This is a genomic window from Serratia sp. PL7 (assembly GCF_945957435.1).
This window is the reverse complement of sequence record NZ_CAMFLB010000001.1, coordinates 1,641,754-1,665,154: the sequence shown is the minus strand read 5'-3', so window position 1 is coordinate 1,665,154 and position 23,401 is coordinate 1,641,754. Positions and strand designations below refer to the sequence as shown.

Sequence of the window (23,401 nt, the reverse complement as noted above, 5' to 3'; positions counted from 1 at the left end):
ACGACAGCAAAACACAAACGGCGGGTGAACCATGCAGACCAACATCGTAGAAGTGGAAAACTTTGTTCAGCACAGTGAAGAGAGACGAAGTAGCGCGTTCCAGCGCGAAGTGAAGAAGTATCTGGAACGTTATCCGTTAACCCAACATGTCGACGTACTGTTGACCGACCTGAACGGCAGCTTCCGCGGCAAACGCATCCCGGTCGGCGGCCTGAACAAACTGGAGAAGGGCTGTTACTTCCCGGCGTCGGTATTTGCGATGGATATTCTCGGCAACGTGGTGGAAGAGGCCGGGTTGGGGCAGGAGTTGGGCGAGCCGGATCACGTGTGCGTGCCGGTACCGGGCACGCTGACGCCGTCGGCGGCGGACCCGCAATATATCGCGCAGGTGCTGCTCACCATGTTGGATGAAGATGGCACTCCCTTTGACGTTGAACCGCGCAATGTGCTGAACCGAGTGTGGCAGCGTTTGCGTCAGCGCGGGCTTTCCCCCGTGGTAGCGGTAGAGTTGGAGTTCTATCTCATCGATCGTCAACGTGACGCGGAAGGCTATCTGCAGCCGCCGTGCGCGCCGGGCACGCAAGAACGCAACACCCAAAGCCAGGTGTACTCCGTCGATAACCTGAACCATTTCGCCGATGTGCTGAGCGAGATCGACGAACTGGCGCGTTTGCAGGGCATTCCGGCGGACGGCGCGGTGGCGGAGGCGTCGCCGGGGCAGTTCGAGGTCAACCTGCATCATACTGATGATGTGCTGCAGGCCTGCGATCACGCGCTGGCGCTGAAGCGGCTGGTGCGCATGGTGGCCGAGAACCACAATATGCAGGCGACCTTTATGGCCAAACCGTATGAGGAGCACGCCGGCAGCGGCATGCACGTGCACATCAGCATGCTGAACGCGCAGGGCAACAACGTGTTCGCCGACGATGACGGCGAAGATTCGGCGCTGCTGAAACAGGCGCTGGCGGGCATGATCGCCCTGATGCCGTCTTCGATGGCGCTGCTGGCGCCGAACGTCAACGCCTACCGCCGCTTCCAGCCTGGCATGTATGTGCCGACCCAGGCTTCCTGGGGGCATAACAACCGCACCGTGGCGCTGCGCATTCCCTGCGGCGATCGCGACAACCACCGCGTGGAGTATCGCGTGGCGGGCGCCGACGCCAATCCTTATCTGGTGATGGCGACCATTCTGGCCGGCATCGTTTATGGCCTGGAAACCGCATTGCCGCTGCCTGAGCCGGTGACCGGCAACGGTCTGGAGCAGGACGGGCTGCCGTTCCCGATCCGCCAGAGCGACGCGCTGTACGAGTTCGAACATCAGCCGGTGCTCAATGCATTGTTGGGCGAACGCTTCAGCCACGTCTATCTGGCCTGCAAAACTGATGAGCTGGTGCAGTTCGAGCGCCTGATCACCGAAACCGAAATCGAGTGGATGTTGAAAAACGCCTGATCCCGCTCACCCTGCGACTACCGCGCGCGTCCGGCGCATTTCATCGGCTCTCCTGTGGCCGGCGAGGCTGCGCGCTGCGGTACAGAATTTCTTCTATCACGGCGTACAGGACGCCGACGAGGAAATAACCATGACTCAGTCAGCCCCCTGCGCAGACGTTTGTCTGTGCCGCAGTGCCTACGGGCCGGTCGCCGGCCGCCCGACAGCGATACCAACCCGTTTTTACCGCCGCCTGAGCAGCAGTTTCCCTGCGGCCTCTCTGAATGACGTTGCACGGTTGACAGCAGAGGACCAAGAGGGGAAATGCCATGACGATTAAAGCCATCGACGGCGGCCCGGCGGGCAAACCGCAGCTGCGCAAATCCCTCAAGCTGTGGCAGGTGGTGATGATGGGCCTGGCCTATCTGACGCCGATGACGGTGTTTGACACCTTCGGCATCGTCTCCGGCCTCACCGACGGCCATGTGCCGACCTCCTATCTGCTGGCGCTGGCCGGCGTGCTGTTCACCGCCATCAGCTATGGCAAACTGGTGCGCCAGTTTCCCACCGCCGGCTCTGCCTATACCTATGCGCAGAAGGCGATCAACCCGCACGTCGGTTTTCTGGTGGGGTGGTCATCGCTGCTTGATTATCTGTTCCTGCCGATGATCAATACGCTGCTGGCGAAGATTTACCTGACCGCGCTGTTCCCGGAAGTGCCGCCCTGGGTGTGGGTCGTGGGCTTCGTTATCCTTATCACCGCCATCAACCTGAAAAGCGTCAATTTGGTGGCCAACTTCAATACCCTGTTCGTATTGGCGCAGGTGGCGATCATTCTAGTGTTCATCTATCTGGTGGTGCGCGGCCTGCACAACGGCGAGGGGATGGGCACGGTGTGGAGCCTGCGGCCGTTCCTCAGCGAGAATGCGCATCTGCTGCCGATCATTACCGGCGCGACTATTCTGTGCTTCTCGTTCCTCGGTTTTGACGCGGTCACCACGCTGTGTGAAGAGACGCCCGACGCCGCCAAGGTGATCCCGCGCGCCATCTTCCTGACCGCGCTGTACGGCGGGGTGATCTTTATCAGCGTGTCGTTCTTCATTCAGCTGTTTTTCCCGTCCATTCAACGCTTTCACCAGCCCGACGCCGCGCTGCCGGAGATCGCGCTGTACGTCGGCGGCAAGCTGTTCCAGTCGATCTTCCTGTGCGTGACCTTCATCAACACGCTGGCCTCCGGCCTGGCGTCGCACGCCAGCGTATCGCGCCTGCTGTACGTGATGGGGCGTGACAACGTGTTCCCGGAGAAATTCTTCGGCTATATCCACCCCAAATGGCGCACCCCGGCGCTGAACGTGCTGATGGTCGGGCTGGTGGCGCTGTCAGCGCTGTCGTTCGATCTGGTGACCGCCACGGCGCTGATCAACTTTGGTGCGCTGGTAGCCTTTACCTTCGTTAACCTGTCGGTGATCAGCCACTTCTTCATTCGCGAAGGGCGCAACAAAAGCTGGAAGGATCGGTTCAACTTCCTGTTCCTGCCGTTGGTGGGGGCGCTGACGGTGGGGGTGCTGTGGCTGAACCTGGAGAAAAGCTCGCTGACCATGGGGCTGATCTGGGCGACACTGGGCTTCGGCTATTTGGCCTGGCTGACCCGACGCTTTCGCCAGCCGCCGCCGCAGTTGGAGCGGCAACCGCAGCAATAAATTCACAGGCGGGAGTATCCCGCCTTTCTTTTTGGCACGTGCGGCAGTAGAGTGAAAAACCTGATAAAAAATAACCCATTGGACCTGTCTTATGCCCGCTTTGCCCTCGCGTACCCGCGCCACGTTGTTCGGTTTGTTGGCCATTGTGCTGTGGAGCAGCGTGGTTGGCCTTATTCGCAGCGTCAGCGAAGGGCTGGGGCCGATAGGCGGCGCGGCGATGATCTACAGCGTCAGCGCGGTGTTTTTGCTGGTGGCGCTCGGCGTGCCGAAATGGCGCAGCTTTCCGCGACCTTATCTCATCGTCGGCAGCCTGCTGTTCGTCAGCTACGAGATCTGCCTGTCGCTGTCGCTCGGCTACGCCAATACCCGCCTGCAGGCGATAGAAGTGGGCATGATCAACTACCTGTGGCCCTGTTTCACCGTGCTGATGGCGCTGGCGCTCAACGGCCAAAAGGCGAAATGGTGGCTGCTGCCGGGACTGCTGCTGTCGCTGTTCGGCATCGGCTGGATCATGAGCGGCGAGGGCGGCTGGTCACCGGCGCAGATGCTGGCCAACGTGCGCAGCAATCCGCTCAGCTATACGCTGGCGTTCAGTGGCGCAGTGATCTGGGCGCTGTATTGCAACCTGACCAAGAAGATCGCCCAGGGCAGCAACGGTGTGGTGCTGTTCATCGTGCTGACCGCGCTGGCGCTGTGGTTGAAGTATGCCTTCAGCGCGGAAAGCGGCATGCAGTTCAGCGCTGGCGTGACCGTAACGCTGCTGTGCGCCGGAGTGGCAATGGGGGCGGGGTATGCCGCCTGGAACGTCGGCATTTTGCACGGCAACATGACGCTGCTGGCCACCGTCTCTTATTTCACCCCGGTGCTGTCGGCGGTGTTCGCCGCGCTGGTGTTGCACACCTCGCTGACCGCCAATTTCTGGCAGGGTGTAGCGATGGTCACGCTTGGCTCGCTGATCTGTTGGCGGGCAACTCGCGGAAATTAACGGAAATTATCCGCCGTCGGCGCAATGTTGAACTAGAATTTAACTAGCCATGTTGCCTGAAGGAACGACGACGATGAGAAGCGACATTCAATTTATTCAACAGCCTGAAATCGACGTGCATCACTATGAGCGCGGCGATACCGTGCGCCTGACCACGGCGAATCTGCGGCACGAATATCAGCTCGACGTTTATATTTTGCGCCGCGACGACAAGCTGATTTACGGTTCGGTCGTCGCGGCGGCGCCCAAGACCGACATTCCGGTTGCCAACTGGGAGGTGAAAAACGGCGAAGAGGTGGCGTTCCGCCAGGAAAACATCGCCAAGGCGGTGCCGGCGGTAAACTGATCTCAGCTTTCGCGCCGCAGTTGTTTACCGAGAAACATTTTTCGATAGTCCGCCGGCGTTACCCCCAGCCGGCGGATAAATGCCCGCCGCATCAGCTCTGCACTGGAAAAACCGCAATGCGCCGCCACCTGTTTTGGCGCCAATACGCCGAGTTCCAATAACCTGCGCGCTTCGGCGATGCGGGCTTCCTCGAGCCATTTAGCGGGAGAGGTGCCGACCTCGTTGCCGAACAGCCTGCTGAAATGCCGCGGGGTGACGCCGGCGCGTTCCGCCAGGCTGGCTACGTTGTGCGGTAACCCGATATTGTCTATCGCCCAGCGTTGCACTTCCTGCAGCATTGAGCGCCCGGCCAGGGTCGCCTGTTCCCGATAGCTGAATTGCATCTGCCCGCCGGGACGGCGGAAAAACATCACCAGCTGGGCCGCGACCCGCTGCGCGATCTCACGCCCTAAATCGTCTTCCACCATTATCAGCGCCAGATCCAGCCCTGAGGTCACGCCAGCGGCAGTCTGCAGGCGCCCGTCACGCACATAAATGGCGTCTTTATCCACCGTGACCTGAGGATAGCGGCGACACAATTGATCGGCTACCGCCCAGTGGGTGGTGATTTGCCGCCCATCCAACAGGCCGGCCTCCGCCAGCAGAAAAGCGCCGCTGCACACCGAGCCGTAGCGGCGAGTGCGGTGTACCACTCTGCGTAGCCAGTCCAGCGTGCGTGTTTCGCTTTCGCCGTCGGCGATACCCGGTGCACCGGCGATGAGCAACGTGTCGATCGCCTGTTCACGCCATTGGGTGATGGCGAGATCCGGCACGAGTTTGACGCCGGATGAGGACACGATCGGCGCCAGCGTCTTTCCGACTACCTGCAGATGATAGGCGGCATAGCCGGCTTGCAGATTGGCTTCGGCGAAAACATCCAGCGGACCGGAAACGTCCAGCAGCTGCACCTGTGGCACGGCGAGAATAGCGATGGTTTTACTCATGGCATGCGATATCCCGATGGATGGGGGATGTCCCTAATCATTGATTAATGGCAATTGAGGACATTCAGTGTAACGCCTAATCTAACCGGGTTCCAGACAACGGGAGAATCGAGTTATGAGTTTAACCATCAACGGCATCAGCGTGCCGGATAGCGCGATGGCGCGTCAGGCGACCGAGTTAGTGCGCGACACCGAATCAGATCTGCTGTTTCACCACTCCAGCCGGGTGTATTACTGGGCGGCGCTGGCGGGGCAGCAGCGCAAGCTGGTTTACGATCCTGAACTGCTGTACGTCGGCTGCCTGTTTCACGATATGGGACTGACGCACGATCACTGCAGCTGCGACAAACGTTTCGAAGTGGATGGCGCCGATGCGGCGGCCGAGTTTTTACGCGGGCACGGGGTCAGCCGTCAGGATATCGATCGGGTATGGACGGCGATCGCGTTACACACCACGCCGGGGATCCCGGAATACATGCACCCGCTGATTGCGCTGGTGACCGCGGGAGTAGAGATGGATGTGTTAGGGATCAATTACCAGGGCTATGACGCGGCGCTGCGAGAGCAGGTAGTGGAGTTGCATCCCCGCGGGGCAAACTTCAAGGAAGCGATTATTCAGGCGTTTTACGACGGGATTCGACATAAGCCGGACAGCACCTTCGGCAACGTCAAAGCGGACGTGCTGGCGGATAAGGAACCGAGCTTTGTTCGCGGTAATTTTTGCAGCCTCATTCGTCGTTCGATGTGGCCAGCGTGATTGGCTGCCGCTTCTCTCTCGCCGGCGAGTTTTCGCCGGCATTTCCCGCTTGAATGCCGTACTCCTCTTCATTGCCGGTTGATGACAGTTGGCTCAAAAACTGCGCTAAAAATCGATGTGCATGACAAAAATCACAGCGAATGTGAATTTGAATGAAACATAATTTGACAAATGTGAACGCAATCGATTACCTATTCGCGAAATGCGTAACTGGATCACAGATTCTTACAGTCAGTGGTTTCTATAATGCGCGCGTCATCCGAGTTTCTGTGTGAAGACAACGCCAGGTGTCGGCAGACTCATTGTCATCTTTTCTAAACGGGCAGGAAATGGCCCTTTAAGCATGTGGTAATAAAATGAAAAAAATAGCTCTCGCAGCAGGTGTACTGCTCGCAGCGTCTTACAGTGCATCATCAATGGCTGATAGCAAAGACAGTCAATATGTCTCCGACTGGTGGCACCAGAGCGTTAACGTGGTGGGCAGCTACCACACCCGTTTCGGACCGCAGCTGAATAACGACGTGTATCTCGAATACGAAGCCTTCGCCAAGAAAGACTGGTTCGACTTCTACGGTTACGTTGACGTGCCGAAGTTCTTCGGCGTGGGCAATACCCCGGATCGCGGCATCTGGGACAAAGGCTCCCCGCTGTTTATGGAGATTGAACCGCGCTTCTCCATCGACAAGCTGACCGGCACCGATCTGAGCTTCGGTCCGTTCAAAGAGTGGTACTTCGCCAACAACTACATCTATGACCTGGGCCACAACGCCGACGGTCGTCAAAACACCTGGTACATGGGTCTGGGCACCGATATCGACACCGGCCTGCCGATGAGCCTGTCGATGAACATCTATGCCAAATACCAGTGGGAAAACTACCAGGCTGCCAACGAGAACAGCTGGGACGGTTACCGCTTCAAGGTGAAATACTTCGTGCCGCTGACCCAGGTGTGGGGCGGCAATCTGAGCTATATCGGCTTCACCAACTTCGATTTCGGTTCCGATTTGGGCAAGGACAGCCATTGGGTTGACGGCACCGGCAAACAGGTGCGCACCAGCAACTCGATCGCCTCCAGCCACATTTTGGCGCTGAACTACGATCACTGGCACTATTCTTTCGTGGCGCGTTATTTCCATAACGGCGGCCAGTGGCAGGATGGCGCGGATATCGGTACCCCGCAGGGCCCGATCAAGTCTACCGGTTGGGGTTATTACCTCGTGGTCGGCTATAACTTCTGATTTTCCGTGCTATCAGAAACAGAAAACCCCGCCTGGCGGGGTTTTTTTGTCATCACTGTGCTTGTTCAGCCGGGAGATGCTTCACCGGCATAAACAGCCTGCCTTTGATCACGTGACATTCATTATTTATCCAACTAATGATTTGTTCACGGCTGACGCCTTCCGACTGCGCGTAACGATGAAGATCGCCGTTAAAGTGTCGAGTGATGTATTCCATGAGGGTCATTTGCACGTCTTTTGCTCCTGAACGCCCACCCGTTGCCAGCCTGGCCACCGCGGGAGGTTGAGGTTTCTCAGACAGCGAATGTAAATTATCGGCAACCAAATCTCAACATAAAGCACCAGATTGGGGCGACGGCGGCGGGAAAAAGAATCCCGCACGGAGAGGCGGGAAGTATTCGCTATTATCATTATGGATGATAAGAATAAGATTTGAGGTGCGACGAAAAAGAGCACGCTAACTCTTTTTTGTTACCTTCCCACGCTAGCGTAAGGCTTATTTTTCTTCAAGAAAAATCTGAGACAAGCATCGGCATTTTCGAGGCGTTTTGCGTTGAGACAAGGTTTGAAAGCGAATGCCGTAAAAGCGCGCCGTTATCTCGGAGTTTTCCTTATACTTTGTCTGGAAAAGGCTAGCTATAGTCAACAGAGTCACCCACGCAGGAATACACAACATGAACAAACGTCGTACGACTCTCACGGTGTTAGCGCTGATTGCATCGCTGGGGTTGTCATCCGCCCCGGCCTTGGCCGACAAAGGCGGCAATGGTAACGGCAACGGGAACGGCCATGGCAACAGCGGCAATCACGGCAATAACGGTAACCATGGCAACAACGGTAATCACGGCAACAAAGGCAATAAAGATAAAGGCGGCTATAGGAACGACGATAATCTGGTCTCCGTCAGCCTTTCGCGCGACCGCGCCCGTTCGCTGGCGCACAACTACGGCCTGACAGGCTACAGCTCGCTGCCACCGGGCATCGCCAAGAATCTGGCGCGTGGTAAACCGCTGCCGCCGGGCATCGCCAAAAAAGTGGTGCCTTACTCGATGCTGCGTGAGTTGCCGCAGTACCCGGGTTATGAGTGGCGTATCGCCGGCGACGATCTGGTGCTGGTCGCACTCAGCACCGCGATTGTGGCCTCCGTCATCAACGGCGTGTTCGACTAACGCCGGTTGGGTCTCATCGGGCCTCGCTGCGGCGGGGCCTTTTTTATTTGCCGGCGCAGGGCTGACGTGGTGAACTTGGCGCCTGACCTTTTCACTGCATCATAAGGGAGGCGCCATGTTCAGGGCGTTATTGATAGCCTGCTGTTTGACCAGTTTTCCAGCGTTGGCAGACGGCGCTGCCGCCATCGGCGAACTGGTGAACCAACGGCTGTCGTTGATGAAAGACGTTGCCGGTTACAAGGCGCAGCAGCATTTGCCGATCGAAGACCTGGCGCAGGAGGCGAAGGTGTTGGCCAGCGCGCAGGCGGAGGCGGGGCGTTTGGGGCTGGAGCCGGCGTCGGTGCGGCCTTTTATCGCCGCGCAGATGGACGCCGCCAAGGCGATTCAGTACCGCTATCGCGCCGACTGGCTGGCGAGCCCGGAGCCCGGCTGGCAGCCGCGCCCGTTGGCGCAGGTGCGCCCACAGATCGCGCAGCTGAGCAGCCAGATATTGCAACGGCTGGCGGAGCGACTGCGTACCGGCCCGCTCGGCGAGGCGGATCGGGCGGCGTTTATGGCGTCTGTGGATCAGGTGAATCTCAGCGCCGCCGACAAGCGGCGGCTGGCGGATGCGCTGCTGGCGGTCAGAACCGGCAGCGCACGCTGAGCGTCAGTCGCGGCCGACGGTGCTGCGGCGGAAGGTCAGTATCCGGCTGCGGTTGGCGATGAGATCCACGTTGTAACCGCGGAAATAGAGGCAAAAGCGTTTCAACCATGGGCCGTCCTGGCACTCCACCAGCATGCGGCCCTGGCCGAGCGGGCTGAGCGTGCCGGTCTGCGCCGCCGGGCCGACGCCAATATGCACCCGATTGCCGCGAATTTCAAAGGCGGTGCGATAGTGCGGGTGATACCACAACCCCTGCACATGCTTCAGGCAGTCGCCGTTGGCCGTGACCGGCAGGAAACGGCGCGCCACATGCCCGACTTCGCCCTCGACCGCTTCGCCGGTCCACTTCAATTTGATTGGCATATGGGCGGACAGCGACACCGCGTAGCCGTCTTCGCCCTGATACAGCGGTTCATCGCTGCCCAGATAGGCCAGGTTGCCGTCTTTGACCTCCAGCCAGTGCGGCTCCGCCAGCGTGGCGTAGAGACCGTCGGGGATCGCCGTGCTGCGCTGCGGCAAAGGTTCGCCCAGCAGCGCTGCCATCACCTGCAAAGCCATCCCGAAACTGTCGCAGTCTTCGCGGTTGGCCACCAGCGCAACGCCGACCTGGCGATCGGGCGCCAGCAGGAAATAGGTTTTGTAACCGGCGTGGGAACCACCGTGGCCGAGCAAGCGGCGGCGGCCTAGCGGCGTCTGCGCCAGCCCCAGTCCATAGGCGCTGAGCTGACCCTGATTGAGGCGGCGCGGTGCGCCGAGTTGCGCCAGCACGCCCTGGCCGGGGCCCTGGTCGGCCAGCAGCGTTTGCAGCCAGCGGGTGAGGGCGTTGAGGCTGCCGGTCAGGCTGCCGGAGGCGGAAAGGTGCAGACCGGCGCTGGCGTGTTGCCAGCCCCGCGCCGCACGCCAGTAACCCGGCACCAACCCTGGCACCACGTCGAACCAGCTTTCCGGCGCTTGCATCTGCACCTGCAGCGGCCGGGCAATGTGCTGTTGCACCAGTTGGTCGAAATCATACCCTTTGCTGCGCAGCGCGGCCTCCAGCAGCCGATAGCCGGTATTGCTGTAGGCGATCTCGCTGCCGGCTTCATAGTTCAATCTTTCCAGCCCCTCGACAAACTGCATCACCGGTTGCGCCTCGCTGACGGCATGCAGCGATATGCCCAGCAGACCGAGCGTCTCGCGCACGTCAGGCAGACCGCCGGTCATGTCCAGCGCCTGGCCGACGGTAACGTCCGCCAACGCGGGCTGCAGGGTGGGCAGCAGTTCGCCCAGGCGTTGTTCGAGTCGAATGGCGCGATCGGTGGCGTTCAGCGCCAACGCGGCGAAGATGTGCTTGGTCACTGAGGCGTAGCGCACCACGCTGTCTGCGGTGAAGGGGGTATTCTGCGCCAGATCGGCCAAGCCGGCACTGGCGGTGGCGCGGAGTTGTTCGGCGTCAAACAGGGTGATGGCGCCGCCGGGTTCGCCACGCCGTTGCCAGCCGGCCAGCAATTGTTCGGCGAGAGCGCCGGCAGCGCGCCAGTTTAACGGTGTTACAGACATAGGGCCTCCAGAGTGATGGTTCGAAACGGGCCAGCTCGGCCACACGCCGCCCGGCGCTGACGATGAGCGCGGGCTTTTCGGCTGATTGTGGCGCAGCGCGTTTTTCGTCGGCCGCTGTTTTGTGCGCTGTTTAGACCAGTCAGTAGGGAATCACGCGAAACTTTGATATAGCGCGCAGATTGCGGCTGACGTTACGGTTAAGGACAGGGAGAGGAACAGGCGCCCGGCGGCGCCTGTAAAGGGGATCAGTTCAGTCTGGCGGCGCTGTCCAACAGGCCTTCAATCATCTGCTTGAGCAGGCGCTGCAGCGAGGCGGCGCGCTGCGGTTCGAACGCGAAAGGATACTGTTCGGACATGTAGTTGACCTGCGCCAGCTCGAGCTGGATCGCATGCTGTTGCTGCTGCGGTTGGCCGTAGGCGCGGGTGATGTAACCGCCCTTGAAGCGGCCGTTCAGCACGTGGGTGTACTGCTGTTGCTGCTCGCAGCAGGCGACCAGCCGATCGCTCAGCGCCTGGGCGCAGCTTTCACCGCCGTTGGTGCCGAGGTTGAGATCCGGCAGTTTGCCGTCGAACAGCCGCGGGATCACCGAGGCGATGGAGTGCGCGTCGAACAGCAGCGCATAGCCGTGCCGCGCTTTGAGGCGTGCCAACTCGTCCTGCAGCTGCTGATGATAAGGTTGCCAAATTTGCTGCAGATAGCCGGCGCGTTCTTCGTCCGTCGGCGCTTTGCCCGGCAGGAAGCTTGGGCGGCCGTCGAACAGCACATCGGGATACAGACCGGTGGTGGCGGTGGTGTACAGCGGCTTGTCGTCCGCCGGGCGATTCAGGTCGATGACGAAGCGCGAATAGTTGCCGACCAGTACGCTGGCGCCCATCGCCCGGGCAAAGTCGTACAGCTGCGGGATATGCCAGTCGGTATCGGGCAGAGGGCGGGCATCGTCGGTCAACCCGGCCTCGACCGCCGGCGTCAGTTGTGTGCCGGCGTGTGGGATGCTGATCAGCAGCGGCAGGCTGCCGATCTGGAAGCTAAAAGGATCGCGAATGGTCATTGACGTACTTCTCCTCGGAAAATCACCGTACAGGGCAGCTGGCCGCCCAACCAATAAGCCAGTTCCGCCGGCCGCGACAGCGGCCAGTGAACGAAGTCCGCCACCTTGCCGGTTTCCAGCGTGCCGTGGCTGTGTTGCAGCCCCAGCGCTTTGGCGGCGTGGGTGGTAACGCCCGCCAGCGCTTCTTCCGGCGTCAGGCGGAACAGCGTGCAGGCCATGTTGATCATCAGACGCAGCGACAGCGCCGGCGACGTGCCAGGGTTGGCGTCGCTGGCGATCGCCATCGCCACGTGGTGCTTGCGGAACAGCTCTACCGGCGGGCACTGGGTTTCGCGCAGCAGGTAGTAGGCGCCCGGCAGCAGCACCGCCACGGTGCCGGCGTCGCCCATGGCGCGGGCATCTTGCTCGGTGGCGTATTCGAGATGGTCGGCGGAGAGCGCGTGATGGCGAGCCGCCAGCGTGCTGCCGCCGAGGGCGGAGAGTTGCTCGGCGTGCAGTTTGACCGGCAAACCGGCGGCTTCGGCGGCGGCGAAGACTCGCTCCACCTGCGCCGGTGAGAACGCCAGGTGTTCGCAGAAGGCGTCAACCGCATCCGCCAGGCCGGCGGCGGCGGCCTGAGGAATGATGGTATCGCAGACCAGATTGATGTAGTCGTCGGCGCGGTTTGCGTATTCCGGCGGCAGCGCATGGGCCGCCAGACAGGTGGTTTTCACCTCGACCGGCAGCAGCTCGCCCAACTTGCGCGCCACCCGCAGCATTTTCAGCTCGCTTTCCGGGCTGAGGCCATAGCCGGATTTGATCTCCACGCAGGTGACGCCTTCTGCCAGCAGCGGACGCAGGCGGCACAGCGCCTGTTCCAGCAGCAGCGCTTCATCGGCTTCGCGGGTGGCTTTCACGGTGGAGATGATGCCGCCGCCCTGTGCGGCGATGTCGGCGTAGCTTACGCCGTTCAGCCGCTGTTCGAACTCGCCGCTGCGGTTGCCGCCGAACACCAGGTGCGTGTGGCAGTCAACAAAGCCGGGGGTGATGATGCCGCCGTCGAATTTCACCGTTTCGTCCGCGATCAGGCCGGGCGGCAGCGCCGCATGTTCGCCAATCCAGACGATCTTGCCGTCGCGTACGGCGATCGCGCCGTCGGTCAGGGTGTGATAGTTGCCGTCGCGCATGGTGACGATATCGGCGCCGTGCCACAGGCTGTCACAGTGAATCTCAGACGTCATTGCTTTCCTCCGCCGGAGCCGCAGCTCCCACATGGTTGTATATACAATTAAAAACAACCTAACGCATTCACCGGGATGTCACAAGAGGCGGGAGAGATTTTGTTATCAGGATGTGATCGACAGCGGAGATGCGGGCGCAGGGCGCGCCCGCCGGGGATCAGACTTCGCTGGTGAAGCGGCCGAACAGTTGATAACGGCTGCCGGGGTACAGCAGCCGGGCCGAGGTCACCACGGTTTTGCCGGACCAGGTGCGGCGGTGGATCAGCAGGCCGGGTTCGTGGTCTTCCAGCTGCAGCAGCTCGCTTTCGCGCCGGGTGGGGATCACCGCTTCGACGATGTGTTCGCCGGCGGTCAGCGGCGCGGCCTGCGTCAGATAGGTGTAAGGCGTGACGCGGTCGAAATCCTGCTTCAGGTAATCCGGCGCCACCAGCGGGTTGACGCAGCGGTCTTCCACCTGCACCGGCACGTCATTTTCGTAATGCACGATCTGCGAGTAGAACAGCCGTTGGCCGGGTTGAATGCCCAGCGCCGTCGCCTCTTCCTCGCTGGCCGGGCGGGCCTTCAGCTCGAGGATCTTGCTGCTGTGGCGATGACCGCGCGCGGCGATCTCATCGGCGATGTTGTGCACTTCCAGCAGCGCGGTATGCGCCTTGGCTTCGGCGACGAAGGTGCCGACGCCCTGCATGCGGATCAAAAAACCTTCGCTGGTCAGCTCGCGCAACGCGCGGTTGATGGTCATGCGGCTGACGCCCAGTTCCGCCACCAGTTCACTTTCGGAGGGCACGCGCTGGTGCGGTTGCCAATGCCCCGCACGAATTTGATTCACGATCGCCTGTTTGACCCGTTGGTAGATCGGGGCGGGGGCATCGCTCATTGCAGCCGCCAGTTGTAACACGGTCTGTTGTTCAGCCACGACGTTAACCTCGTCAAATAAAAAAATAATAACACCAGTTTACTGTTGATGTCGGCGTATGTATATGTATATACAACTAGTGGCCGTCGCGCCAGAAACTTGCCGGCGACCGCCAAAAATTCCTGAATGCGCGCCATCGCCGCGCCTCATTCGCCGTTACATCAACCGTGGAATACTGCCATGCCTGCTTATTTTGCCCCACGCGCTTTGCTCCCTGAGGGCTGGGCGCATAACGTCCGGCTGGACGTCGATGCGCAAGGTTATCTGACTCAAGTTACCGCCAACGCTGAGCCGCAAGGCTGCATCCGGCTGCACGGCGACGCGGTGCCGGGCATGCCGAACCTGCACTCCCACGCTTTCCAGCGCGCGATGGCCGGGCTGGCGGAAGTGGCGGGCAACCCGCAGGACAGCTTCTGGACCTGGCGCGATCTGATGTATCGGCTGGTGCAGCGCCTGACGCCGGAGCAGGTGGAGGTGGTCGCCCGTCAACTGTATATCGAAATGCTCAAGGGCGGATATACCCAGGTGGCCGAATTCCACTACCTGCATCACGACGCCGACGGCAAGCCTTACGCCGATCGCGGTGAGATGACCGGCCGCCTCAGCGAGGCCGCGCATCAGGCCGGCATCGGCATGACTATGCTGCCGGTGCTGTACAGCTACGCCGGTTTTGGCGCCCAGCCGGCCCAGCCGGGGCAGAAACGGTTTATCCAGGATGCCGAAAGCTATCTGCATCAGCAGCAGGTGATTGCCCGTCAGCTGGCGGATCGCCCGTTGCAGAACCAGGGGCTGTGCTTCCACTCGCTGCGTGCGGTGGAGCTGGGGCAGATGCAGCAGATTTTGGCCGCGTCGGATCGCACCTTGCCGGTGCATATTCATATCGCCGAGCAGCAAAAAGAGGTGAACGACTGTCTGGCGTGGAGCGGACAGCGCCCGGTGGCCTGGCTGTATGACCACCTGCCGGTAGATCAGCGCTGGTGTCTGGTGCACGCCACCCATCTGGATCGCGACGAGCTGGAAGCGCTGGCGCGCAGCCGCGCGGTGGCCGGCCTGTGCCTGACCACCGAAGCCAACCTCGGCGACGGCATTTTCCCTGGCGACGCTTACCTGCAGCAGCAGGGGCGCTGGGGCATCGGTTCCGACAGCCACGTTTCGCTCAACGTGGTGGAAGAGCTGCGCTGGTTTGAATACGGCCAGCGGCTGCGCGATCAGCGTCGCAATCGCCTGACGACACCGGAACAGTCGGCGGTGGGCGATGTGCTGTACCTGCAGGCGCTGCAGGGCGGCGCGCAGGCGTGCGGCGCGCCGATCGGTCGGCTGCAGAGCGGCTATCGCGCCGACTGGGTGGTGCTGGACGGCGACGATCCGTATCTGGCGGCGGCGCCGGACGCCTCGATCCTCAATCGCTGGCTGTTCGCCGGCGGCAAGGAGCAAATTCGCGACGTGTTCGTCGGTGGCCGGCAGGTGATCGAGCAGGGGCGGCACGCGCTGCAACAGCAGAGCAGCGCAGAGTTCCTGCAGGTGCTGAAAACCTTTCAGCAGGAGGCGTAATGAGCCTGACCCGTTTTAACTTCGCCGCGCTGCCGGTCAGCCCGTGGCGCAACGGCGGTGGGGAAACCCGTGAAATCGTCAGCTGGCCGCCGGGCGAGCCGGATTTCGACTGGCGCGCCAGTATCGCCACCATCGCGCAGGACGGGCCGTTTTCCGCCTTTGCGGGCATCGATCGTTCGATCACGCTGCTGGAAGGCGACGGCGTGCGGCTGTTCAGCGCCGGGCATGTCGACCATCAGTTGGCGCGTATCGGGGAGCCGTTCGCCTTTTCCGGCGACGTGGCGCTGGAAGCGACGCTGCTGGGCGGCGCCAGTCAGGATTTCAACATCATGACACGCCGCGGCCGGCAGGCGGCCGAGGTGCGGCGCAGCACGGCGCCCGTCACCCTGTCACCCAACCGGGCGGGCGTGCTGTATGTGCTGAGCGGCGTTTGGTCGCTGCCGGAGGGCGGCGAACTGCGGGCGCGCGAGGGTGTCTGGTGGACGGCGGCGGGCGGCGAAGTGGCGCCGCTGACGGCCGACGGCGCGATCCTGTGGGCGAACATCACAGCCTGCTAACGCAGAGTAGAGTCCTGCGCCCGGTTATGGGATTATTCACTTTTCCCCATTAATCATAAAGAAGGGCGCATGGCTTCGCTGAAAGACGTCGCAAAACTTGCCGGAGTCTCGTTGATGACGGTGTCTCGCGCCATCAATGAACCCGGCAAGCTGCGGCCGGAAACCTATCACCGCGTCAAACAGGCGATCGACCAGTTAGACTACGTGCCGGATCTGTCGGCGCGGCGTATTCGCGGTGACGGAAATCGCGTGCAGACGCTCGGCGTGCTGGCGCTGGACACCGCCACGACGCCGTTCTCGGTGGAAATGATCCTGTCGATTGAAAAAACCGCGCGTGAGCGCGGCTGGAACAGTTTCGTCGTCAACCTGTTTGCCGACGACAACGCCGAACAGACCGTCGATCTGCTGTTGGCGCATCGACCGGATGGGGTGATATTCACCACGATGGGGCTGCGTGAGGTGACGCTACCGGCCAAACTGCTGGACAAAAAGCTGGTGTTGGCCAACTGCGTCAGCCCGGCGCATGCGATCGCCAGCTACATTCCTGATGATGAGCAAGGGCAGTATGACGCCACGTGCACGCTGATCGCCAAAGGCTATCGCGCGCCATTGTGCATTCATTTACCGGCGGATACGCTGGCGGCGGGCCTGCGCCGCCGCGGTCTGGAACGCGCCTGGCGCGAAGCGGGGCGCGATGTTGAACAGCTGCAGCAGTATCATCTCGATCTGAGCGGCGGCGATCAAAGCTATCGCGACTGCGTCGCGTTGCTGGAGCGGCATTTCTCTGCAGGACGGCGCGATTGCGATGTCGTGGTGTGCGGAAACGATCGGATAGCGTTTCTGGTGTATCAGGTATTGCTGGCGCAAGGATGGCGGATACCGCAACAGGTGGCGGTGCTGGGCTACGACAATATGGTCGGCACCGGTGAGCTGTTCCTGCCGGCATTGACGACGGTGCAGCTGCCGCATTACGAGTTGGGCCGTCTTGCGGCGCTGCATGTGATTGAGCGGCGGGAACAGCGTGATACGGTGAAAGTGCCTTGCCCGCTGTTGGAGCGTGGTTCGCTGTAGCCACACCGGGCGCGCCGCTGCGCGCCCGGCGCTCATTCCCATTACCCCCAGATGCTCGCCAACTGCCATCCCTCGATTGACTCGAACTGCGCCCGGCCGCCTTCGGCGAACAGGCTGAGACGGCGATCGCCCGCCGTCGGATAGATGCGGCTGGTCAGGCAGGCCTGTCCCTGATTCACGAAGATCTCCAGCGATGAGCGGTCAATAAAGATCCGCAGCGACAGGATGTCACCCCCCGGCAGCGGCACACTGCGGCAGGTGCACAGCGCCGGGTGTTCATCAACACGCTCCAGCACCAGTCGGTGTGACTGATTGTCGACGAACAGCCGCGCCGCACTCCCAATGGCCAGCCCGTACCGCTCAGCGTCGCTGTCGGCCGGTCTCAACGTCAGGATGAGCTCCTGCATATCGTTCGCCAGCGGCAGATGCTGATTGGTCAGCGTCTGCGCCAAAAACGTGTGTGACTCTCGGCGCAGCGCCGTCAGTTCACGCGCCGGGCTCATGCGGACGCTGCCGTCGGCGGCCAGCGTCAGTTCGCGCGGCAGCGTGAGGGCGCCGGCCCAGCGGTGCGCTTTGCTGGGCATCGGTGATTCCCACATATCCATCCAGGCAAACAGCAGCCGACGACCGTCGGCGGCGGTGAAGGTCTGCGGCGCATAGAAATCGTGGCCGGCATCCAGCTCACAGAAGGGCTGGGTCACCGTAAAGTCGCCGTCCGGCCGCCAGTGGCCGAGCAGATAGCCGCTCTGGAAGCGATTGCGATAGCGGTAGCCCTGCGCCGCCAACCCCTGCGGCGAAAACAGCAGCAGGTGTTGCTCCCCCAGCGGGAAGAAATCCGGGCATTCCCACATATAGCCCTGATGCGCCGTTTGCGCGCCGGCCAGCACCCGATCGAAGCGCCAGGCGCGCAGGTCGGCAGAGCGGTACAGGCGCACCTGGCCCAGGCCGTTTTCTTTGGCGCCGACCACCAGCCACCATTCGCCGTTTTCGCACCAGACTTTCGGATCGCGAAAATGCTGAATGCCGTCCGGCGGGGCCAGTACCGGCCCGTGTTTGATGAAGCGTATGCCGTCTTCGCTGGTGGCCAGACATTGCACTTCCCGCACCTGGCTGTCGTCACCGGGTTCGCCCAGCCACACGTGGCCGGTGTAAATCAGCGTCAGCACACCGTTGTCATCCACGGCGCAGCCGGAAAAGCAACCGTCTTTGTCATAGGGCGCATCGGGTGCCAGGGCGATGGGCTGATGCTGCCAGCGTATCAGGTCGCGGCTGGTCGCGTGCCCCCAGTGCATGGGGCCCCAGTGTTCGCTATAGGGGTGATGCTGGAAGAAGGCATGATAGACGCCGTCAATACAGATCAGGCCGTTGGGATCGTTGATCCAGCCGGCGGGCGGCGCGAGATGGAACTGCGGGTAGTAATCGTCTCGGCGCTCTGCACGCAGGGCTTCGACCGCATGGTCGGCTTGAGCTAAGGCAGTGTTCATTGGACAGACTCACTTGATTTAATGGCGGATTGAAAGGGGGCTACGCTGGCGGAACGTTCGCCGCGCAGCAGGAAACAGGAGACAAGCGTCGTGGCGGCGACCGCGCAGCCCATCAGCAGATAGGTGTCGGCAAAGCCGATGCGGTCATAACCGTAGCCCGCCAGCGGCGACAGGAAGCTGGCCATCACCTGGGTGATGAACTGGAAGCCTACCAGGTACAGTGTGGAGGAGAGTCGGCTGTCAAAGCGGCTCGCGATGTATTTGAAGATAGCGATCAGCAGGATTGGCAATTCTACGGCGTGCAGCAGTTTCATGGCGGAGATCATCAGGGCGCCGCTGACTAAGCCTGAACCGAACATGCGCAGCGCCATCACGCCACCGGCCAGCAACAGCCCCTGTTTGGCGCCGATGCGGTTCACCAGCAGCGGCGCCAGGAACATGCCGCCGGCCTCGAGGAAGACCTGCAGCGAGTTGAGAAAACCGTACATCTCGTTGCCCTGTGCGCGAGAAGCGAACTGTGAAGCGAAGTAGACCGAAAATTGCTGATCGAAAACGTTGTATACGCTGATCCCCAGCACAAACACCACCAGTGCCCAGAAGCCGGGCATGCGCAGCAGCGCCAGCGCGTCCTGCAGCCGCAGGTTTTCCGGTTTGCCGAACGCCAGGCCGGCCATGGCGTTCGGCTTCAGCTCGCGTACCTGGCTGAGCAGCACCAGGAACACCACGGCGGCGGCGGAGGCCAGCCAGAAATTGATGTTCGGATTGATATTGAAGATAAAACCGGCCACAAAGGTGGCGCTGGCCCAGCCGAGCGAGCCCCACATGCGGGCGCGGCCGAATTCGAAACCGCTGATGCGGCTGACTCGCTCGGTATAAGATTCCAGCGCGCCGATACCGGCGAAGAAGGTCGCGCCGATGAACACCCCGCCGACCAAAGCGCCGAGCGGCAGGCTGCTCGCCAGCAGCGGGGCGTAAACGTAGATAAAGAACGGGCCGGTCAGCAGCAGCATCACGCCGAGAAACTGCAGCAGGTGTTTGCGCAGCCCAAGTTTATCCTGAATAAACCCGTACAGCGGCTGGGCGCACAGCGCCACCAACGAGATAGCGGAGAAGATCAGGCCGGTCTCGGCGCCTTTCAGGCCGATCTTCTGATTCAGCCACAGCGAGATCAGCGAAAAGCTGGAAGACCAGGTGAAGAAAAAGAAGAACAGCAGGCCGCTGAGCAGCACGTAATATTTTTTAGTTTCGCGGTTCATGGGTAGGGCCCCGGTGAGTGAAGTTAGCTCTATTGTTAACGTTAACTCGCGAAGGGATGAAGCGGCCAGATATCACGCATGAGATGTTAATCACAAAAGTTAACGTTAACATTTGTGCCTTGTGATCGAGGTCACGAGTTGGCAAGGGGGCGATGTGCCCCCGGAGGATTAACGTTCGTTAAGTGAGCGCAGATGATCGTCGCGGCGCAGCGTCATCAGCGCAAACAGGCTGACCACCGAGGTGGCGACCACGTAGTAGGCGGGAATGTCGATATTACCGGTCTGTTTGATGAGGCCGGTGATAATCAGCCCGGCCGAGCCGGAAAACACCGCATTGGACAGCGAGTAAGCCAGCCCCAAACCGGTATAGCGCACCCGGGTCGGGAACATCTCCGCCAGCATCGCCGGGCCGGGGCCGGCCAGCAGGCCGACTACGGCGCCGGCGACCATCACTGCCAGCCCTTTGGCCCACAGTGAACTCTGCGCATCCTGCAACAGGTGCAGCAGCGGGAAGGTGAACAGGATCACCGCCGCCACCGCCGTCAGCATCACCGTTTTACGCCCCAGTTTGTCGCTGATGATGCCCGCCGGCAGAATGGTCAGGGCGAAGCCGACGTTGGCCAGCACCGTCGCCACCAGCGCCTGCTGGAAAGTGGCGTGCAACGAGGTTTGCAAATAGGAAGGCATCACCACCAGGAAGGTATAGCCGGCGGCCGACCAGCCCATCATACGGCCGATGCCGATCAATATGGTTTTCGCCACGCCGCCCAAGCTCGCCTCCTGCGGTGCGGCGCTGTGTTCCGCGGCCTGTTGCGCCTGGGTAAACGTGGGCGTCTCTTCGAGCTTGAGCCGCAGCCACAGCGCCACAGCGCCCATCGGCAGCGCCAGCAGGAAGGGAATGCGCCAGCCCCAGTCATGCAGCTGCTGCACGCTGAGCAGCGCGGCCAGCAGCGCCACCAGCCCGGCCCCGGCCAGCAGGCCGAGCGCGACGGTCAACGATTGCCAGGCGCCGAACAGCCCGCGTTTGCCCTTCGGGGCGAATTCGGTCATCAGTGATACGGCGCCGCCGAATTCGCCGCCGGCGAACAGCCCCTGAAACATGCGCAGCAGCGTCAGCAGCAGCGGGGCGGCGACGCCGATCGAGGCATAGGTCGGCATGACGCCGATCAGTGCGGTGGCCAGCGTCATCAACAACAGAACCGCAATCAGCGTCGGGCGACGGCCGATGCGATCGCCGATGCGGCCGAAGATCACCGCGCCGATCGGCCGGCAGAAAAACGCCAGCGCGAAGGCGGCGTAGGTGAGGATCAGGCTGGTGACTTCATTTTCACCCTGCAGCGTGAAAAAATTGGCGGCGATGACGGTAGCCAGGAACCCGTACACCCCGAACTCATACCATTCGATAAAGTTGCCAACCGAGCCGGCCAGCAACGCCTGACGCGACCGGCGCGCGTCGAGAGTCTGTTGATTCATCCCCGTTCCCATACATTTGAATTATTGTTCGTCAGTTCTAAATTTATACGACAAAACAATCAATTGATTTGAGCGGGAACTGTGAGGCGCTCAGCGCATGCCGTCGATATGCCACCATTCGGGGCAAACATCGGCGAACGCGTGCGAGACCGGGCGCAGCTCCGGCAGATCGGCCCGATCGAAGCTGCCGGTGCTCAACGCCACCGTCGGCTCGTCGTCGATCGCCCCCAGCGTGCTGCCGCAGCGCGGGCAAAAGGCGCGGCTGGAATAGGGGGAAGAGCGGTAGAGCGTGGGCATGCCGCCCGGGCCGTTCCACTCGACGGCCTGACGCGGAAATTCGACCCAGCAGAGCGTCGGTGCACCGGAGTGGCGCCGGCAAAATTCGCAGGAACAGCTGTGTGGGTTACCGGGCAGGCCGTGCACCTGAAAGCGAATATGTCCGCACAGGCAGCCGCCGCTATAGCCTGGATTTTCCATGAGTTCTCCGTCATAAACGCGGGAATGGCGATGAAAATCACTATAGCGGCATCGCGAAAAAATAACAGGCCCCGCCGGTGGCTTACCAGAGTAACGGCGCCGGCTCGCGGCCGTTTTCGGCGTAGTACAGCGACGGCAGGAACTGTGCTAGATAGCTGAACTCGTTGTAGCAGTGGCGCATCAGGTTAAACCCGATGTCGTCCGAGAGTTCGTCGTGGGCGTTGGCGCAGGCTTTACCCAGCAGGAAACGGCTGCGCAGCACGCACCCGTACGGCGTATCGCGCGCCAGATGCAGCATCTCGCCGTCGCAGGGATCGCCGTTGTCATCCAACGCCACCTGATCGCCGAAGCCGATGCGCGCACACACGGCGGCGGAGAGCGCCTGCGCATCACGCGCCTGGCGCAGCGGCTGCGGCGCGAAGAAGTCCTCGGCGGCGTGAAACTTGAGGCGTGCCGCGATCGGCGGCAGTTCCGCCAGCCATTCGACCGCTTCGATGCTGGCGCCGACGTAGCTTTCCCCTTTTTTCCAATGGCGGTCCCAGCCGCGATGTTCGACGTGATCGTGTGGGTGCCACCAGTTGATGTGCTGCGTGTTCTCAAAGAAGGTGAACCACCAGTCCAGCATGCGCCCCTTGCAGCCGTGCATATCGGTACGGACCGCAACGGTCAGCAGGCCGTCGGCGCTGCGACTCAGCCCCATCTCCAGCCGCAGCGGTTCAGGTTTGAGCAACTCGTTGATATCGTTAACGCCCCACGGCGCCAGCAGGGAAGGATGTGTCATAATGGGTTCCTGTTTTATTTTGGAAACGAATTGTGTTTCCAAAATAAAACTATGCCGGTATGCTGAGTCTGTCAATGCTTGTGAGGAATAAATATGGCGAACCCGAATGAAGAACCGCCGCGCGCTCGCGGCCGGCCGGCCACGCCGGAAACGGCGCTGCGCGCCGCGCTGGCGCAAGCGACGCTGGCGTTGCTGCTCGACGGCGGCTATGCCGCAGCAACGGTGGACGCGGTGGCGAAACGCGCCGGGGTGGCTAAAAAAACCCTGTATCGCTTTGCGGCCAATCGCGACGAACTGGTCGCGCAGGCGGTGAGCGGCTGGACCGAGGCGTTTCAGCCGGCCTTCGCCCAGGATGCCGGGCGGTGGGAGGCGGTGGCGCCGCTGTTGGAAAAGGGGCTGAAGGCCATCGCGCAGCAGGTATTGAGCGCCGAGGCGGTAGGGATGTTTCGGCTGCTGCAAAGCGAGTTTCCGGGGCGCGAGGGGATGCTGGAGAGCTACCAGCGCAACGGCATTCAGCGCGGCCGGGCTACGGTGGCGGACTGGCTGCAGCGCCAGCAGCAGTGCGGCTGGCTGCGTGCGCGCGACTGGGCGCAAACCAGCGACCTGCTGTTGGCGATGACCATCGCCGAACCGCTACGGCAGATGACGCTGGGACTGTTGCCGCCGGGCAGCGCGATCGACGAGCGCATCGCGGCGGCGGTGGCGCTGGTGATGCCGGGTTTGCTGGCGGAAGCGTGAATACAAAAAAGGGCCGACGAATCGGCCCTTGAACAACAG

The 23,401-nt window shown here is 61.6% G+C and carries 24 protein-coding genes; 13 read left to right on the top strand and 11 right to left on the bottom strand.

Annotated elements, in window-relative coordinates; all coding sequences use genetic code 11:
• The first annotated feature begins 31 nt into the window (after nt 1–31).
• From N6G83_RS07915 to N6G83_RS07895, 5 genes are all read left to right on the top strand, one after another.
• Nucleotides 32–1,450 (top strand): glutamine synthetase family protein, encoded by a 1,419-nt coding sequence (locus N6G83_RS07915; protein ID WP_025302553.1) that lies wholly within the window; start codon nt 32–34, stop codon nt 1,448–1,450.
• Between the two features lie 130 nt (nt 1,451–1,580).
• Complete coding sequence (locus N6G83_RS07910) at nt 1,581–1,769, top strand: hypothetical protein (protein ID WP_071826113.1); 189 nt, start codon at nt 1,581–1,583, stop codon at nt 1,767–1,769.
• The gene (locus tag N6G83_RS07905) at nt 1,759–3,129 is read left to right on the top strand and encodes an APC family permease (protein ID WP_025302554.1); all 1,371 of its coding nucleotides are present in this window, start codon (nt 1,759–1,761) and stop codon (nt 3,127–3,129) included. Before N6G83_RS07910 ends, N6G83_RS07905 begins: the two co-directional genes overlap by 11 nt.
• Before the next feature lie 91 nt (nt 3,130–3,220).
• Entirely contained in the window at nt 3,221–4,114 is an 894-nt protein-coding gene (gene yddG / locus N6G83_RS07900; RefSeq protein ID WP_025302555.1) for an aromatic amino acid DMT transporter YddG, read from the top strand.
• A gap of 73 nt (nt 4,115–4,187) precedes the next feature.
• Nucleotides 4,188–4,460 carry a hypothetical protein gene (locus tag N6G83_RS07895; RefSeq protein ID WP_025302556.1) on the top strand — a complete coding sequence of 91 codons (273 nt, stop codon included), beginning with the start codon at nt 4,188–4,190 and terminating at the stop codon, nt 4,458–4,460.
• A 2-nt stretch (nt 4,461–4,462) separates the two neighbouring features.
• Here N6G83_RS07895 and N6G83_RS07890 read toward each other — a convergent pair whose 3' ends face one another.
• Complete coding sequence (locus N6G83_RS07890; RefSeq protein ID WP_049209164.1) at nt 4,463–5,443, bottom strand: GlxA family transcriptional regulator; 981 nt, start codon at nt 5,441–5,443, stop codon at nt 4,463–4,465.
• 115 nt (nt 5,444–5,558) lie between these two features.
• Between N6G83_RS07890 and N6G83_RS07885 the strand changes: the two genes are divergently transcribed.
• Entirely contained in the window at nt 5,559–6,200 is a 642-nt protein-coding gene (locus N6G83_RS07885) for an HD domain-containing protein (protein ID WP_025302558.1), read from the top strand.
• Between the two features lie 356 nt (nt 6,201–6,556).
• A complete protein-coding gene (locus N6G83_RS07880; protein WP_004941293.1) occupies nt 6,557–7,438 on the top strand; it encodes a nucleoside-specific channel-forming protein Tsx in 882 nt (293 codons plus the stop codon).
• Nucleotides 7,439–7,490: 52 nt separating this feature from the next.
• On the opposite strand, the gene N6G83_RS07875 is transcribed toward N6G83_RS07880, so the two are convergent.
• Nucleotides 7,491–7,670: a hypothetical protein gene (locus tag N6G83_RS07875; protein WP_025302559.1), complete on the bottom strand. Its 180-nt coding sequence runs from the start codon at nt 7,668–7,670 to the stop codon at nt 7,491–7,493.
• Between the two features lie 442 nt (nt 7,671–8,112).
• On the opposite strand from N6G83_RS07875, the gene N6G83_RS07870 reads away from it, so the two are divergent.
• Together N6G83_RS07870 and N6G83_RS07865 are read left to right on the top strand one after the other, a co-directional pair.
• On the top strand, nt 8,113–8,607 hold the full coding sequence (locus N6G83_RS07870) for an anti-virulence regulator CigR family protein (protein WP_033640576.1): 495 nt from the start codon (nt 8,113–8,115) through the stop codon (nt 8,605–8,607).
• 115 nt (nt 8,608–8,722) lie between these two features.
• Entirely contained in the window at nt 8,723–9,253 is a 531-nt protein-coding gene (locus N6G83_RS07865; protein WP_043141419.1) for a chorismate mutase, read from the top strand.
• Nucleotides 9,254–9,256: 3 nt separating this feature from the next.
• Here N6G83_RS07865 and N6G83_RS07860 read toward each other — a convergent pair whose 3' ends face one another.
• From N6G83_RS07860 to hutC, 4 genes are all read right to left on the bottom strand, one after another.
• Complete coding sequence (locus tag N6G83_RS07860) at nt 9,257–10,792, bottom strand: serine hydrolase domain-containing protein (RefSeq protein WP_148123361.1); 1,536 nt, start codon at nt 10,790–10,792, stop codon at nt 9,257–9,259.
• 245 nt (nt 10,793–11,037) lie between these two features.
• Nucleotides 11,038–11,841: an N-formylglutamate deformylase gene (gene hutG / locus N6G83_RS07855; RefSeq protein ID WP_142590464.1), complete on the bottom strand. Its 804-nt coding sequence runs from the start codon at nt 11,839–11,841 to the stop codon at nt 11,038–11,040.
• Nucleotides 11,838–13,061, bottom strand: coding sequence for an imidazolonepropionase (hutI, locus tag N6G83_RS07850; RefSeq protein WP_060447263.1), 1,224 nt, complete (start codon nt 13,059–13,061; stop codon nt 11,838–11,840). Before hutI ends, hutG begins: the two co-directional genes overlap by 4 nt.
• Nucleotides 13,062–13,218: 157 nt before the next feature.
• The gene (hutC, locus tag N6G83_RS07845) at nt 13,219–13,974 is read right to left on the bottom strand and encodes a histidine utilization repressor (RefSeq protein ID WP_025302564.1); all 756 of its coding nucleotides are present in this window, start codon (nt 13,972–13,974) and stop codon (nt 13,219–13,221) included.
• Between the two features lie 180 nt (nt 13,975–14,154).
• Here hutC and N6G83_RS07840 point away from each other — a divergent pair, with 180 nt between their 5' ends.
• From N6G83_RS07840 to N6G83_RS07830, 3 genes are all read left to right on the top strand, one after another.
• Nucleotides 14,155–15,525, top strand: a complete 1,371-nt coding sequence (locus tag N6G83_RS07840) for a formimidoylglutamate deiminase (protein WP_148123362.1) — start codon at nt 14,155–14,157, stop codon at nt 15,523–15,525.
• Nucleotides 15,525–16,082, top strand: coding sequence for a HutD family protein (locus N6G83_RS07835; RefSeq protein ID WP_197770143.1), 558 nt, complete (start codon nt 15,525–15,527; stop codon nt 16,080–16,082). Before N6G83_RS07840 ends, N6G83_RS07835 begins: the two co-directional genes overlap by 1 nt.
• A 69-nt stretch (nt 16,083–16,151) precedes the next feature.
• Nucleotides 16,152–17,153 carry a LacI family DNA-binding transcriptional regulator gene (locus N6G83_RS07830; protein WP_260515078.1) on the top strand — a complete coding sequence of 334 codons (1,002 nt, stop codon included), beginning with the start codon at nt 16,152–16,154 and terminating at the stop codon, nt 17,151–17,153.
• A gap of 41 nt (nt 17,154–17,194) precedes the next feature.
• Here the strand turns inward: N6G83_RS07830 and N6G83_RS07825 are convergent, their stop codons facing one another.
• The 5 genes from N6G83_RS07825 to N6G83_RS07805 form a co-directional block, all read right to left on the bottom strand.
• Nucleotides 17,195–18,637, bottom strand: a complete 1,443-nt coding sequence (locus tag N6G83_RS07825; protein ID WP_142590461.1) for a glycoside hydrolase family 32 protein — start codon at nt 18,635–18,637, stop codon at nt 17,195–17,197.
• Nucleotides 18,634–19,893, bottom strand: coding sequence for an MFS transporter (locus N6G83_RS07820; RefSeq protein WP_025302569.1), 1,260 nt, complete (start codon nt 19,891–19,893; stop codon nt 18,634–18,636). The genes N6G83_RS07825 and N6G83_RS07820 overlap by 4 nt, the downstream gene beginning before the upstream one ends.
• 168 nt (nt 19,894–20,061) lie before the next feature.
• Nucleotides 20,062–21,366, bottom strand: a complete 1,305-nt coding sequence (locus N6G83_RS07815) for an MFS transporter (RefSeq protein WP_025302570.1) — start codon at nt 21,364–21,366, stop codon at nt 20,062–20,064.
• Between the two features lie 90 nt (nt 21,367–21,456).
• Nucleotides 21,457–21,843: a GFA family protein gene (locus N6G83_RS07810; RefSeq protein WP_025302571.1), complete on the bottom strand. Its 387-nt coding sequence runs from the start codon at nt 21,841–21,843 to the stop codon at nt 21,457–21,459.
• Nucleotides 21,844–21,925: 82 nt separating this feature from the next.
• A complete protein-coding gene (locus N6G83_RS07805; protein WP_149570172.1) occupies nt 21,926–22,624 on the bottom strand; it encodes a DAPG hydrolase family protein in 699 nt (232 codons plus the stop codon).
• Nucleotides 22,625–22,717: 93 nt separating this feature from the next.
• Here N6G83_RS07805 and N6G83_RS07800 point away from each other — a divergent pair, with 93 nt between their 5' ends.
• Nucleotides 22,718–23,362, top strand: a complete 645-nt coding sequence (locus N6G83_RS07800; protein ID WP_169540711.1) for a TetR/AcrR family transcriptional regulator — start codon at nt 22,718–22,720, stop codon at nt 23,360–23,362.
• Nucleotides 23,363–23,401 lie beyond the last annotated feature (39 nt).